Source organism: Sphaerisporangium corydalis, assembly GCF_025506355.1.
GTDB classification, from domain to species: Bacteria; Actinomycetota; Actinomycetes; order Streptosporangiales; family Streptosporangiaceae; genus Sphaerisporangium; species Sphaerisporangium corydalis.
Map to the genome: position 1 here is coordinate 74809 of NZ_JANZYP010000009.1, position 13667 is coordinate 88475.

Annotated in this window: 12 protein-coding genes; 10 read left to right on the forward strand and 2 right to left on the reverse strand. The window is 70.6% G+C overall.

All coding sequences use genetic code 11. The annotated features are described in order from the left end of the window. Positions 1-82: 82 nt before the first annotated feature. Positions 83-2509 carry an ATP-binding protein gene (locus NYZ98_RS09205; protein WP_262842154.1) on the reverse strand — a complete coding sequence of 809 codons (2427 nt, stop codon included), beginning with the start codon at positions 2507-2509 and terminating at the stop codon, positions 83-85. A gap of 218 nt (positions 2510-2727) precedes the next feature. Between NYZ98_RS09205 and NYZ98_RS09210 the strand changes: the two genes are divergently transcribed. The 10 genes from NYZ98_RS09210 to NYZ98_RS09255 all read left to right on the forward strand — a co-directional run bounded on the left by NYZ98_RS09210 (position 2728) and on the right by NYZ98_RS09255 (position 12067). Next, positions 2728-3651, forward strand: a complete 924-nt coding sequence (locus tag NYZ98_RS09210) for an SDR family oxidoreductase (protein WP_316249546.1) — start codon at positions 2728-2730, stop codon at positions 3649-3651. A 185-nt stretch (positions 3652-3836) separates the two neighbouring features. Next, the gene (locus NYZ98_RS09215) at positions 3837-4535 is read left to right on the forward strand and encodes a class I SAM-dependent methyltransferase (protein WP_262842156.1); all 699 of its coding nucleotides are present in this window, start codon (positions 3837-3839) and stop codon (positions 4533-4535) included. A gap of 161 nt (positions 4536-4696) precedes the next feature. Then, positions 4697-5089, forward strand: coding sequence for an ArsR/SmtB family transcription factor (locus NYZ98_RS09220; RefSeq protein WP_262842157.1), 393 nt, complete (start codon positions 4697-4699; stop codon positions 5087-5089). Beyond that, the gene (locus NYZ98_RS09225) at positions 5086-5475 is read left to right on the forward strand and encodes a VOC family protein (protein WP_316249547.1); all 390 of its coding nucleotides are present in this window, start codon (positions 5086-5088) and stop codon (positions 5473-5475) included. The genes NYZ98_RS09220 and NYZ98_RS09225 overlap by 4 nt, the downstream gene beginning before the upstream one ends. Before the next feature lie 39 nt (positions 5476-5514). Further along, positions 5515-6195: an SRPBCC family protein gene (locus NYZ98_RS09230; RefSeq protein ID WP_262842158.1), complete on the forward strand. Its 681-nt coding sequence runs from the start codon at positions 5515-5517 to the stop codon at positions 6193-6195. Positions 6196-6434: 239 nt separating this feature from the next. Further along, positions 6435-7097: a Crp/Fnr family transcriptional regulator gene (locus NYZ98_RS09235; RefSeq protein WP_262842159.1), complete on the forward strand. Its 663-nt coding sequence runs from the start codon at positions 6435-6437 to the stop codon at positions 7095-7097. A gap of 250 nt (positions 7098-7347) precedes the next feature. After that, complete coding sequence (locus NYZ98_RS09240; protein ID WP_262842160.1) at positions 7348-8133, forward strand: hypothetical protein; 786 nt, start codon at positions 7348-7350, stop codon at positions 8131-8133. Further along, positions 8130-10394, forward strand: a complete 2265-nt coding sequence (locus tag NYZ98_RS09245) for a hypothetical protein (RefSeq protein ID WP_262842161.1) — start codon at positions 8130-8132, stop codon at positions 10392-10394. Before NYZ98_RS09240 ends, NYZ98_RS09245 begins: the two co-directional genes overlap by 4 nt. Further along, the gene (locus tag NYZ98_RS09250; protein ID WP_262842162.1) at positions 10391-11221 is read left to right on the forward strand and encodes a hypothetical protein; all 831 of its coding nucleotides are present in this window, start codon (positions 10391-10393) and stop codon (positions 11219-11221) included. Before NYZ98_RS09245 ends, NYZ98_RS09250 begins: the two co-directional genes overlap by 4 nt. A gap of 240 nt (positions 11222-11461) precedes the next feature. Continuing rightward, positions 11462-12067, forward strand: coding sequence for a hypothetical protein (locus NYZ98_RS09255; RefSeq protein WP_262842163.1), 606 nt, complete (start codon positions 11462-11464; stop codon positions 12065-12067). A gap of 50 nt (positions 12068-12117) precedes the next feature. Here NYZ98_RS09255 and NYZ98_RS09260 read toward each other — a convergent pair whose 3' ends face one another. Further along, entirely contained in the window at positions 12118-13662 is a 1545-nt protein-coding gene (locus NYZ98_RS09260) for an alpha/beta hydrolase family protein (RefSeq protein ID WP_262842164.1), read from the reverse strand. Positions 13663-13667 lie beyond the last annotated feature (5 nt).

Consider the following 13667-nt stretch of genomic DNA (forward strand, 5'->3'; position numbering starts at 1 on the left):
CCTGATCGGGCGGTCCGGCCGGGCACGCACGTGACAGACCATCCCCCGAAGCCTTGACCGGCGGGCGGCCCCCCGCCGCCGGTCAGCCCCGGCGCTCCCCCTCGGGCGCCCGGCCCCCGGGCGGCGGCCCCTCCGGCTCCCCAGCCGGAGGGGCCGCTTCCTGACCGTCCGCGCCCTGCCGGCCCTCGGCCCCCCGGGCCTGCTCGGCCACCCATACCGCGATCTGCGCGCGGGAGTGGAAGCCCAGTTTGCTCAGGATGTGCTCGATGTGACCCTCCGCCGTCCGCTGGGCGATGACCAGGGCGGCGGCGATCTCCTTGTTGCTCAGGCCCTGGGCGACGAGCCGGGCGATCTCCCCCTCCCTGCGGGTCAGCGGTGAGGTCCGTACGACGCCGGGGGAACAGTCGGCGGCGGACGTGCCGATCTCCAGCGCGAAGGCGAGCGCGTCCTCCTCGGACAGCCTGGCGCCCCGCTGGACCTCGGCCTTGAAGCCCGGTTCGCCCAGAGCCTGGTGCATCCGGAACTCGCACTCGTCGTGGTAGGCCACCAGGTGCCCGAACCCGGACATCGGCGCCCCGTCGGTCCGCCAGACGCCCCGCAGGATGCCGAGCAGCCGGGCGGCCCGCTCGTACTGGCCCTCACTGGCGGTGATCCACGCCAGCACCGCCACGTTGACGCCCATCCCCGGCCGGTCGCGCAGGGTTCCGTCGAACCGCAGGCTCTCCTTGGCCAGATCGCCGGCCCGCACGACGTCGCCCCGGCGCCAGGCGTCGATCCCGAGGGCCATGATGGCGTACGACCGGTGCCACTCCTCGCCGCGGGCGTCGCAGATGCGCAGGGCCTCCTCGCCGGCCGCGACGGCCCTGTCGGAGTCGCCCTCGAAGGAGTGGGCGAGGCAGAGCCTGGTCAGCGCCAGCACCTCGCCGGTCTCGTCCCCGCACGCGCGGTGGGCGGCGAGCGCCTCCTCGAACAGCTTGATCGCGGGCTTGGTGTCGCCCTGGTACAGATCGACCATGCCCGAGAAGAGGGCGACGTAGGCGAGGACCGAGTCCAGCCCGAGCCGCTCCGCGAGGACGCGGCACTCCTCCAGCCGGGAGACGGCGTACTCGATCTCCCCCTCCAGGATCGCCATCCACGCGTCGCCCCACAGGGCCCGTGCCCGCAGCTCCGACGGCTCGGTGACGACGTGGAGCCCGTGGCCCACCCAGTGGCGTCCCTCGTCGGAGTGGTGGCCGGTCCTCCAGTGGTACAGCAGGTCGATGGCCGCCCGCAGGCCCTCCTCGGGCTCCCCGCAGTCGAAGCTGGACTTCAGGGCGACCCGGAGGTTGCCGTGATCGAGCCGCAGCCGCTCCAGCCACCTCACCTGCGAGCCGGTGAAGAGCTGGGCCCTCGCCTGGGCCGCCAGGTCGCGGTAGTACTCGCGATGGCGCCGCCACAGGTCCCGCTCCTGGCCCGACTCGGCCAGCCGGTCCCCGCCGTACTGCCGGATGGTCTCCAGCAGCCGGTACCTGACCCCCTGCGGGTGGTCCTCGCGGACCAGCACCGACTTCTCCACCAGGCCGATCACCAGGTCGATGACGTCCTCGCGCTCGATGCCGTCACCGGAGCAGACCCCCTCGGCGGCCTCCAGGTCCAGGCCGCCACGGAAGACCGACGCCCGGGCCCACAGCAGCCGCTCGGGGCCGGTGCACAGGTCGTAGCTCCAGTCGATCAGCGCCCGGAGCGTCTGGTGCCGCTGGGACACGACCCGGGAGCCCGCCGTGAGCAGCCGGAACCGGTCGTCGAGCCGGTCGAGCAGCTGCTGCACCGACAGGGCCCGCAGCCGGACGGCCGCCAGCTCGATCGCCAGCGGGAGGCCGTCCAGGCGGCGGCAGATCCGCTCCACGGCGTCCCGGTTCTCGTCGGTGATCGTGAATCCCGGCAGGACCGCCTCGGCCCGCTCCACGAACAGCCGCACCGCGTCCACGTGGGCCAGCGCGTCCGTCGAGAGCCTCGCCGCGTCGGTGCCGGGGACCGCCAGGGGCATGACGGCCAGCGTCTGCTCGCCGCCGATCCGCAGCGGCTGCCTGCTGGTGACGATGATCCACAGTTCGGGGAGGGAGGCGAGGAGCTCCTCGGCGAGTACCGCGCAGGCGTGCAGCAGGTGCTCGGAGTTGTCCAGGACCAGCAGCGCCTTCTTGCCGGTGAGGTGGTCGATGACCGACTCCATCGGGGACCGCGTGAGGTCCTGCCTGAGCCCGAGGACCTCCATGAGGGTCTGCGGGAGCAGGTCGGGGTCGTCCAGGGGGGCCAGCTCGACCGGCCACACGCCGTCGGGGAACGCCCGCCGCACGTCCGAGGCGACCCTGGCGGCCAGGCGGGTCTTGCCGACCCCGCCGGCGCCGGTGAGGGTGACCAGCCGCGACCTGGACAGGAGGGTCTTGACCTCGGCCACTTCCCGCCGTCGTCCGACGAAGCTCGTCACTTCGGCGGGCAGCACCCGCCGCCGCTTCGGGGTGCTCGACGCCATCCGGCTCACCAAAGCCTTCTACCGGTCACGGATGCCGGATAACTGGACACGGCTCACGAGTCGGCATAAATCAGGTTATGCCCGGTGGGTGGGCGAACCCACGTCCCTGGCGCACCGATCGCCCCAGGTGAACGCAAAGTTTTGCTCTCCTCGGCCCTCCCCGGGCGCCCGGCGATCACCGGCCGATTTTGTCGGTGGCCGATGGCACCATCTTCGTCATGACATCTTCAAGCGGACCGCTCACGGGCAAGGTAGCGCTGGTCGCCGGGGCCACCCGCGGCGCCGGGCGGGGCATCGCGAGAGAGCTCGGCGCCGCCGGCGCCACCGTGTACGTCACCGGGCGCACCACGCGGGACCAGCCCTCTGAGATGAACCGGCCGGAGACGATCGAGGAGACCGCCGACCTGATCAACGCCGCCGGCGGCACGGCCGTCGCCGTCCAGTGCGACCACCTCGAGCAGGACCAGGTCAAGGCGCTGGCCGAGCGGGTCGAGCGCGAGCAGGGGCGGCTCGACGTGCTGGTGAACAACATCTGGGGCGGGGAGTCGCTCTTCGAGTGGCACTCCAAGCTCTGGGAGCACTCCCTCGACGCCGGCCTGCGCCTGCTGCGGCTCGCCATCGACACCCACCTCATCACCGGCCACTTCATGCTGCCACTGCTGATCAAACGGCCGGGCGGGCTGCTCCTGGAGATCACCGACGGCGTCGCCGAGTACAACGCCGCCCACTACCGCCTGTCGGCCTTCTACGATCTGGCCAAGACCTCGGTGATCCGGCTGGCGTTCGGGCAGGGCGAGGAGCTGAAGCCGTACGAGTGCACGGCCGTCGCGCTCACTCCCGGCTGGCTGCGCTCGGAGATGATGCTGGAGCACTACGAGGTCACCGAGGAGAACTGGCTGGACGGCACCTCCCGCGTCCCGCACTTCGCGATCTCCGAGTCCCCGGCCTTCGTCGGGCGGGCGGCCGCCGCGCTCGCCGCCGACCCCGACGTCGCCCGCTGGAACGGCCGCTCGGTCTCCAGCGGCGGGCTCGCCCAGATCTACGGCTTCACCGACCTCGACGGCAGCCGTCCGGACGCCTGGCGCTACATGGTCGAGGTGGTCGACGCCGACAAACCCGCCGACACGACCTCCTACCGCTGACCCCAGCGACACACCCGCACCCCGCGGAGCACGGCCGGTACACGGCGGCTGGAAAGCGGCGGCCGCTACACGGTCGGAGGCCCGGCACGGCCGGTACACGGTGGGTGGACAGGCCGATGAAAGGTCAGTCGAACGTCGGTGGAAAAGGGAGTGCGGGTCGCTGGATGGCGTGTCAGCATCGAACGATGATCAAGCAGTGGACGCTGGACGAGACGGCGCACGCGGGTCCCGAGCACCTCGACCCCGCCTTCGTCGCCGGGTTCGACCGCAAGCAGGGGCGCCCCGACCCGGCCGAGGACCTCGCCGTGCTCGCCGGGCTCGGGGTGGGCGAGACGGCGACCGTCGTGGACCTCGCCGCGGGCACCGGCCAGTTCGCGCTGGCCGCGGCCAAGCGCTTCCGCCGCGTGGTGGCCGTCGACGTGTCCCCCGCGATGCAGGAGTACCTGCGCGCCCGAGCCACGGACGCCGGGCTGTCGAACATCGAGTTCGCCCAGGCGGGCTTCCTGTCCTACGACCACTCCGGCCCGCCGGCGGACGCCGTCTACACCCGCCACGCCCTGCACCAGCTCCCCGACTTCTGGAAGGCGCTCGCGCTCGACCGCATCGCGGCGATGCTGCGCCCGGGAGGCGTCCTGCGCCTGCACGACCTGATCTTCGACTTCCGCCCGCACGAGGCGGACGAGATCCTCGACGCCTGGCTCGACGGCGCGGCCGACGACCAGGCGGGCGGCTACACCCGCGAGGACTACGCCGAACACCTCCGCACCGAACACAGCACCTTCCGCTGGCTACTCGAACCGATGCTCACCGCCGCCGGCTTCGAAATCGTCGACACCCACTTCCGCGGCTCCATCTACGGCGCCTACACCTGCCGCAAACCCTGAACGCACCCCCGCCCAGATCTGTCGAGACCCACCGGCCCACCTCGGCTCCAGGCGCGCAGGGCCCGGCCCGTCTCCCTTGAGAGACGCGCAGGCCTCCCTTCCGCCAGCTCAATGTATTTAAGAGTTGACTTATATAAGTGGTCGCTGGCATGCTGTCACCCGTGCACGCGTTCGACGTCCTCGGGGATCCGGTGCGGCGGCGGATCCTGGAGCTGCTCACCGACGGTGAACTGGCGGCCGGGGAGGTCAGCGCGGTCATCCGGGAAGAGTTCGGCATCTCCCAGCCCGCCGTCTCCCAGCACCTGCGGGTGCTCCGGGACAACGGGTTCGCCACGGTCCGCGCGGAGGGCACCAAACGCCTGTACGCCGTGGACCCGGCGCCCCTGCGCGAGATCGACGTCTGGCTTGATCGCTACCGGCGGTTCTGGAGCCACAGCCTGGACGCCCTCGGCACCGAACTCGCCCGCGGCCGCCGTGAACGCCGCATGCGCGAGCAGACGGGCCCGGCGCCGGACGATCCCATCGACCACCAGGAACAGGAGACACCACCATGATCAAGCTCTGGATCGCGAGCGTTTTCGTCGAGGACCAGGCCAAGGCCCTCACCTTCTACACCGACGTCCTCGGCTTCACCAAGCTGCAGGACATCCCCCTCGGTGAGGCCCGCTGGCTGACCGTCGCCTCGCCGTCGGGCCCCGAGGGCGTCCAGCTGCTCCTGGAGCCGAACGACAACCCGATCGCCAAGACCTTCCAGCGGTCGCTCTTCGAGGCCGGGATCCCCGCGACCTCCCTCGCCACCGACGACATCCACGTCGAGTTCAAGCGCATGACCGACCTCGGGGTGACCTTCACGATGGAGCCGACGGAGATGGGCCCGGTGACCCACGCCGTCTTCGACGACACCTGCGGCAACCTCATCGGACTCGACCAGCTCGCCTGACCGGCCGGACCCCTGGCACCAAGAAAGGCACGACCGCACATGCCCGACCCGACCACCGGCCCGAACGCGGCCGACGCCCCCGGCCCGACCGGCGGCGAGACCTTTCCGACGTCCGGCACCGAGCGTGAGCTCGGCCACCACGACGCCTCGGGGGAGGCCCGGAGCATCCTGATGCGGCGACGGTACGACGCCGAGCCCAAGGACGTCTGGGACGCCTGCACCGACCCCGACCGGATGAGCCGCTTCTTCATGCGGCCGACCGGGGACCTGCGGGTCGGCGGCACCTTCAGCTTCGAGGGCAACGCGGGCGGCAGCATCCTGCGCTGCGAACCGCCCAAGCGCCTCACGGTCACCTGGATCTACGGCCCACCTGGCGACCTCCCGCCGGATCAGGTGGAGCTGCGGCTGACCCCGGACGGCGACGGCACCGTCCTGGAGCTCGAACACTCCTCCTCGTCCGGGATCACCGGCAACCTCCTGAACGACCCCGAGCGGGGCCTGTGGGGCCTCGGCGCCGGCTGGGAACTGGGCCTGCTCGGCCTGCACGCCTACCTGCGCGGCGACTTCCCCGAAACCCCCCCGTCCGACCTCGGCGAAACCTCCGAAATCGCCACCCTCGCCGACCACATCAGCGCCGCCTGGTCCAAGGTCCTCGACCAGGACACCCGCGACACATCGCCCACCACCAGCGAGAAGCCGCCCGGCTCGCCCCAGCGGTAAAAGACGATCCGGCCCGGTCCTAACCGGCGGCGCCGTCCGGCACCGGACGGCGGGACCGGACGACCGGGCAGTCGAGAGGGCTCCCGGCCTGCGGCCGCCGAGGGCCACCCCGTGTTCCTGGCCCGTGACGGCCTCTTTTTCCGGCCATGATCCCGGTTACCCGGCAAACACATGAAATACCCCGCGCCGGAGCCGGACCGTGCGATCTCCGTTGTGATCACGGTCCGATTCCATTGAGAATGTCCCACGTGGGCGGTATAGCGACAATCCTTCCTCCGCAGGCCTGGCAACGGCTGACAGAGGCGGGTACTCCTCGTCTTTTCGATGCGAACGTCGTTCTGATGAGTCAAGGTGGTCCCGCGGACCGAGTCCTGGTGCTGCTCCGCGGACGCGTCAAGGTGACACGCGTGGACGCCGAGGGCCGGAATCTCGTTCTGGCCGTTCGCGGTCCGGGAGAACTCCTCGGTGAGATGGCCGTACCCGACGGAAACGTCAGATCGGCCACGATCACGACGATCGATCCGTGCGGCGTGCGCGTGATTCCCGTCGACCGATTCCTCGCCTTGGTCGACACGATGAAGCTCGGAAACCTTCTCCTTCGCCACGCGTTCACGCGGCTACGCGAGGGCGAGGAGCTACGCTCCGAGCTGGCGAGCCTGCCGGCGGGCCAGCGGACGGTACGCGGCCTGCTCCGGCTGGCGCTTCCCGAGGCTTCGCCCCGCGCTCCGGGAGAGATCGACGTGGGCCTTGACCAGACAGAGCTCGGCAGGGCGATCGGGTTGTCACGGGGGACGGTGGCCGCGGAGCTGCGGCCCCTGCGCGACCAGGGCCTGATCGACACGAAGCGCGGCCACGTGGTCATCCTCGATCTAGGAGAGCTTCGCCGTCTGCTGGTGGAATGAACGATGCGCGATCCGCGGTGTGTCGGATTTCAGACACATCACGCTGCGGATCCCCTCCAGAGTAGAGATCCCAAGTGATCGTCGGCCGCCGATGAGTATTGTCCCATTTCTAGTCATTAATATGGATTTATCATCCTATTCTGTTCGATTGCTCGGGGTCATGATGTTTGCTGGAGTTCAGGGGGAACTGCTAACATCTGGCGCCTCAATCCCCCTTAATAGTTATAGATCCATTAAAGGTGGGTCAATGATGCCCGAAACCCCTCTTGTCAGCCGCTGCGTGATCGGTATCGACGTGGAGAAGTACAGCGTCGGCCGCAGAATCCGCCAGCAGGACGGTGTCCAGCGCACTTTGGACACCATGCTCAGCCAGAGTGCCGAGTCGGCGGGGCTTGACCGCACGATTTGGGACCGGCTTCCGGCGGGAGACGGGGAAATGGCCGTCCTCCCCGAATGCGATCTGACCACGGTCGTCGGTGGTTTCGTGCGCGATCTCGACGACCGCCTCGCCGTGCACAACGAGGATCACGGTCCCGGCATGCAGATCAAGCTCCGGATGGCCGCCCACATCGGCCTGCTGAAAAGGAGCCCGCTGGGGTACGCGGGGCCCGCGCTCGTCGTGCTCAGCCGTCTTCTCAACGCCGACGAGCTGAGGCGGGCGCTGAGGAACGCCGAGGACACCCACCTCGCCCTGATCGTGTCCTCCTCCATGTTCCCGGTCGTCGAGTCGGGAGGCCTCGGCCTCCGGCCGTGGACGTTCCGGAAGATCGAGGTGGTGGACGACGCCAAGGGGTTCAGCGAGGTCGCCTACATCCACCCCGCCAACGAGGTCGCCGCCGGCCGCCCCTCGGACGGGCCTCCCGTGCCAGGACCACCGCCGTCGCGGGAGCCGGCCGCTCCTGCCGAGGAGAAGGCCGGGAAGGAACGTTCCGGGACGATGATCGGGACCCAGTGGAACATCAGTGGTCCGGACGCCCGGATCAACCACAGCGACCGGGACATGTACCTCTTCGAAACCACGGCGGACGACGCATGAGCGACGAGCCGTCCGGTGCGCGGCAAGAAGCCGGTGATCGGCGCCCGGCGGAGGAGGGCCCACGACGGCCGGCGGCCGACCCGGAGGCCAAACCGGAAGCCGAACCTGAGGCCGAGCCGGAGGCCAAGCCCGGCCAGGAGGAGCAGAAGCCGGCGGTCTCCTCTCCCGATGCCCTGGAAGGTGAGTACGAGGAGTCGCTCGCGCCCGAAGAGCAGATGGTGCGCGAGACCCTGGAGCGCGACCGCCGCGGGGAGAACCTGCGCCGGCTGGTGTCCGACCTGCAGGACACGGCGGGCGCGGACGCCGGCACCTTCGTCGGGAACCAGTTCACGATGGGGGACGACAGCCGGGTCAACCACGCCGGCCGCGACTTCTACGTCACCTACGGGAACGCCGGGGAGAGGCCGCAGGCGACCCCGCTCACCAAGGAGCAACTGGCCCGGCTCTCTCCCTCGCACGTGGTCTCCACCGGAAGCCTCTCCTGCCTCACCGAGCATCTGGGGCCTGGACGTGTCGGCGTCCTTTCCGGTCCGCCAGGCACGGGACGGACGATGACGGCGCTGGCGGGTCTCCTGCACAGCTCGGCGCAAGGCGCGGCGGAAGCGCGGATCGCCACGTTCCCCCACGGGATCGACCCCTCCCGGCTGAGGACGGGCGACCTGCGGGAGAGCACCGGCTACCTGCTCGACGCTTCCGGGGCCGATTGGGTACGGACCAGGGACGACTCGGGGTTCCGGCAGCTGTCCTACCTCGCCACGCGCACCGGATCCGCCTTCGTGGTCCTGGTCGACGGTGACACACGGTTCGCCCCCGACCATGGTGAGATCCGCGTAGTGCCCCACACGGCCCCCGGCGCCCTCGCGGTGTTCGAGCGTTGCCTGGCCTACCGGCTGTGGCGTTCCGGCGTGGCCGACGGGAACACGCGGGCCCGCGAGACGGCGTCCGACCCGCGGGTGCGTGAGGAACTCGGCGACAACAGCCGGCCTCGGGAAGCCCATGCCCTGGCCGGGGCCGTGGCCCAGAGCATGGTCGACGGCCGCCGGCTCGACGAGGTGCTCGACGAGCGCCCGCAACGACTGCGCGAGTGCGCCCAGGAACTGCTGTCCGACCAGGGGAGGAAGTACGAGCGGAGCTTCCTGCTGGCGATCTCCGTGCTCGACGGGAAGTCCATGGTCAGGACGACGTCGGCCGCCCTCCGCCTGGCCGACCTGGTGGACTCGGTCAAGACCGTGCCACCCGCGCCGGGCTCCCTGTGGTCGGCCTTCGACGAGACCCTGGGAACGTGGCTGCAGTACGCCGAAGCCGATGACGACTCCGGGCCGGACGAGAGCAGGCGGCGCATCCGGCTGCGCAAGCCGAGACTGACCACCGCGGTCCTCGACACGGCCTGGCACAACCATCCGGCACTGCGCGAACCGATGATCACATGGCTGCGCGACCTCACCGAGGATCCCGACCCCGAGATCCGCTTGGCCGCCGCGCAGGCGGTAGGGAAGCTCGCCGTCTACGACTACGCCGAGATCGAGAAGGAGTTCCTCAGCGGATGGGTCCGCTCCAACCGCGTCGGCCACCACTGGCTGGCGGCGTGGGCGCTGGAGGTGACCGCCCGGCACCCGGCCGTGACCAGGCAGGTGAACGAACTCCTGCGGACCTTGGCCGATGGTTCGCTTGCCCGCCGTTCCACGGCCGTGCGGGCCTACAGCACATCCCTCGGGATCTTGTTCTTCCGTGACGCGCTAACCGCCCTGCGTCGTGCCGCGTCCCGGGGGAGGCTGCACGACGAGGTCGCGCGTGCGATGAAGGAACTGTTCCTGTCCGGTTTCCGGGACGAGGTCATCGGAGAACTCGCGCGATGGGCTCGTTCCGGCGAGCCGCTCCTCGACCTCGCCGTCCACCGGTCCCTCACGCGGCTGGCAATGATTCCCGGCGAGGTCGCGGGAGACGATCGGCCGTCGCTGCTGGCCCTGCTCTGCGACGGCGACGACGAGCGCCGCGTCCAAATCGGGCTGCTCTGGCGGTCCGCCTTCTCCGACGCGGAGGGAAACGGGCCGACCTGGGCCGCCCTGCTCCATTGGGTGCGGTGCGCGGGCCGGGAGCCTGACGCGGTCCACGCGATCGGCGCACTCGTGGCGGACCTGGGCGAGGACCGGCGGCTGAACACGGCGCTCCGTTTCCATCTGCATTGGTGGGGCCGTCACACCATCTCCCGGCTGACCGCCGAGGAGCTGCTGCCGTATCTGGAGAGGAGGATCCTCCGATGACCCTGGCCCCCGGCGATCTCGCACTGGTCCGTCACGGCTGGTTCGCGAGGTTCGGGCACTGGCTGAAATCCCTGTTCGGTCCGCCGCGCCTCCCTGACGAGATCACCGTCCGCCGCATCGACTCTCCCTTCTCCTTCGAGACCCCGGCGCTCAGCGACGGCTTCGCGTTCACGGTGTCGATCCGGTTGCACTGGTCGGCGACCGGCCGCAGCGACGTCTCCCTCCTGCACGACACGATCGACGTCCACCGCGAGGGGATCCGGTGGCATCTCAGCGACATCGTCCGCCGCATCGCGCGCCAGTATGGCCCGCACCTCCCCCACGAGGCCGAGGCGGAGATCAACAGGCAGATCAAGGGCGCGCGGCTCTTCCACGAGTACGACGCGGTCCAGCTCGAATGCGTCGCCTACTCACGGGTCGGGTCCGCCCTCCCTGTCGTGGGCCTGCAACAGGAGATCTGGCGTGAACGTCTCGCCCGCGTGGAATCCCACGAGGCCGCCAAGGTCGATATCGACCGGATGCGGGAGCTTCGGCGGCTCTGGCGCGATCTGCTGGCGGAGGGCATCGACGACTGGATCGCCCCGTACGCCGTCCGTCTCGCCGAGGATCCCCGGAACGTCGCCCAGACCGTCCAGGAGATGTTCGCCCATCGCCGGCAAGAGGCCGAGCGCCTGCTCACGCTGGTCAGGGAGATCATGACCACCCAGCAGTCCACGAACGTCTACGAATTCGTGGTGAGCAGCGAGACGGTGCTGCGCAACACCCTCACGATGATGGGCATACCGGTGCCCGACCCCGATCCGGAGTCGCTCTTCTCCGGCAGATGAGCGGGCGGCGCCCCCGGCGTCCGGCCGGCCAGGCCCCAACGGCTCAGACGCCTTCGGATGCCTCGTGGACACCTCGCCTCAGGAGAGACCTTGCTGGACGGAACGGAAATCGGCTGGTTGTGCGGTAGCTGCGGAGCCGATTCGAGGGGCCTTGACCGGTGCCCTGAGTGCGAGACGGTCCTGGTGTCACACGACTTGCCGCGCCCACCGCGGCGCGTGAGGCGCCGGCACTTCGCGCCGGTGTTCGTGACGCTGGGGGTGGTGGCGATGGTGGTCACCGTGTGGTTCTCGGCATCAGGCCGTACCGGGCGGCTCCTCGCGGAGCCCCGGCCCTTGGCCGTTCCCACGGCCGCGTCGCCGTCGCCCGCCGCCACCCCCGAGCCGTCCCCGTCCTCGGCGGACGCGGCCGGCGCACAGGCCATCGCGATCGACGGCCTGTTGTCGAACAGCAGCACGGCCCGCTCCGGCCTCACCGCGGCGATCACCAGGGTCCGCGGGTGCGACCGCGAGGGGATGCGGACCATCAACGGGATCGCCCGGGCCCGCCAAAGGCAGCTCAAGCTCGCCCGGTCCCTGGAGACCGGCCTCCTGACGGAGGGGACGCGGTTGAAGCGATCCCTCATCGAGGCCCTCGACAACTCCTACAAGGCCGACGCCGCCTTCTACTCGTGGGCGCGGCGCTACCTCCGCGGCGGATGCGGTGGGCGGGTGGAGACGGACCGCGACTACGGCCGCGGTCTGAACTTCTCGTCGGCCGCCGAGACGGCGAAGGCGGACTTCATCGAACTGTGGAACCCGGTCGCGATGGGCTTCGGCCTGAAGGCACGACAGAGCGGCGGGATCTGACGCGCGCCTCGTCGACCACGTTCCTCACCGCGACCGACGCACGGTCGATCTCACGGGAGGAGTAGGCCCCAGTAGAGGGACCAGGGGATGAAGAGGGTGCCTGCTGTGAGGAGGAGGGTGAAGCGGGTGCGTTCGGTGGGGGGGACGGGGGACGGGGTGCGGTGCCAGGAGAGGGCGGTGCGGGCGGTGGCGAGGACGGCCACCACGGCGACGGCCTGGAGGGCGAGCCAGATCAGGGGGCGGCCCGCCAGCACGGGGCCGGGGGCGGCGAGCTTGCCGCCGGTCATCACCAGGTAGAACATGTAGCAGAACGACCCGAGGACCGCCGTGAGGCCGGTGGCGCTGAGCAGCCGCGCGGCCCTGCTGACCGGGGCCCGGCCGCGTCCCCGCAGGCGCCGTACCAGCGCGGTCAGCGGGTAGCCGATGAAACCGGCCGCGAACAGCACCAGGGCGGCGAGCTGCGCCCACGCCGACGCCCACCAGGCCGGCGGGTCGACCGGGACGCTCGGCGAGACCTGTACGGGCGGCGGTCCTGACACGCGGACCGTGGGGTACTTGCCCGAGGTGACGTCCTTGACCCAGGAGCCGACCAGGTCGGCGTACCCGGGGATCAGCTCGGGCAGCCGGGTGACGCCGCGGTCGGGGGTGCGGTGGGCGGCGTGGTCGGCGCCGGCGAAGTAGCGGAAGGTGTAGTGCTCGTTGCCGCCCTGCTGGAGGGCCTTGGCGAACATCGGCGGGTTCTCCACGGGCGGGGTCAGCAGGTCGTCGACGCCCCAGATGCCGAGGACCGGCTGGCGGACCGCCGCGATGGTCGGCCTGGCGTCGTAGTAGGGCTCGGGGAACATGCCGCCGTCGGCGATCGTCCGGTAGAGGTTGAGCTCGGCGTGGTCGATCAGGGATCCCGACACGCCCGCCTTGCGCAGCCCGGCCGCCACCGCCCAGGTCTGCTGCCGCAACGGTTGCATGGCGTTGGCGCCCACGGTCACCAGGAAGGCGATGTCCTTCGAGCGTGCCGCCGCCATCGGGGCCACCCAGCCGCCCTCGCTGAGCCCCCAGATGCCGACCTTCGCCGGGTCGACGCCCGGCTGGGCGCGCAGCGCGGCGATGCCGCCGATCGCGTCGTCGGCGAGCTGCGAGTAGGACCGGTGGAAGAGCGAGTAGCCCAGGGTGCGCTTGTCGTAGACCAGTACCGACAGGCCCTGGTGGGCGAACGCGATGGCCTCGCCCATCAGCTTCGTGCGCAGGGTGGCGCCCGCTCCGTGGACCAGGACCATGCCCGGCAGGGCGGTCTTCGCCCCCACGGGCGACAGGACGGTGCCGTGCATGGCCAGTCCCCCGGCACCGGTGAAGCTCACCTCCGTCGCCCGGAGGTCGGACGGCACCGCCAGGGTCGGCGGGTCATCGGCCGTACTCACGGTCGGGGAGAGCAAGGGCCCGGCCTGGGGTGGCGGATCGCCGGCCGTGCTCGCGGGCGCGGTGAGCAGGGACGCGCTCAATGATGGTGGGGCGTCGGGGGTGCTCGCGGTCGCTGGGGGTGCGGGGAGCAGGGTCAACAGGCCGATGGCCAGGGTGGTTGCCGGAAGGAGGCGTCTCATGATGC

Bases quoted from the DNA above. Each gene is read 5' to 3' on its own strand.
- NYZ98_RS09205 (WP_262842154.1), bottom strand. From the start codon at position 2,509: ATGGCGTCGAGCACCCCGAAGCGGCGGCGGGTGCTGCCCGCCGAAGTG.
- NYZ98_RS09210 (WP_316249546.1), top strand. From the start codon at position 2,728: ATGACATCTTCAAGCGGACCGCTCACGGGCAAGGTAGCGCTGGTCGCC.
- NYZ98_RS09215 (WP_262842156.1), top strand. From the start codon at position 3,837: ATGATCAAGCAGTGGACGCTGGACGAGACGGCGCACGCGGGTCCCGAG.
- NYZ98_RS09225 (WP_316249547.1), top strand. From the start codon at position 5,086: ATGATCAAGCTCTGGATCGCGAGCGTTTTCGTCGAGGACCAGGCCAAG.
- NYZ98_RS09230 (WP_262842158.1), top strand. From the start codon at position 5,515: ATGCCCGACCCGACCACCGGCCCGAACGCGGCCGACGCCCCCGGCCCG.
- NYZ98_RS09235 (WP_262842159.1), top strand. From the start codon at position 6,435: ATGTCCCACGTGGGCGGTATAGCGACAATCCTTCCTCCGCAGGCCTGG.
- NYZ98_RS09240 (WP_262842160.1), top strand. From the start codon at position 7,348: ATGCCCGAAACCCCTCTTGTCAGCCGCTGCGTGATCGGTATCGACGTG.
- NYZ98_RS09245 (WP_262842161.1), top strand. From the start codon at position 8,130: ATGAGCGACGAGCCGTCCGGTGCGCGGCAAGAAGCCGGTGATCGGCGC.
- NYZ98_RS09250 (WP_262842162.1), top strand. From the start codon at position 10,391: ATGACCCTGGCCCCCGGCGATCTCGCACTGGTCCGTCACGGCTGGTTC.
- NYZ98_RS09260 (WP_262842164.1), bottom strand. From the start codon at position 13,662: ATGAGACGCCTCCTTCCGGCAACCACCCTGGCCATCGGCCTGTTGACC.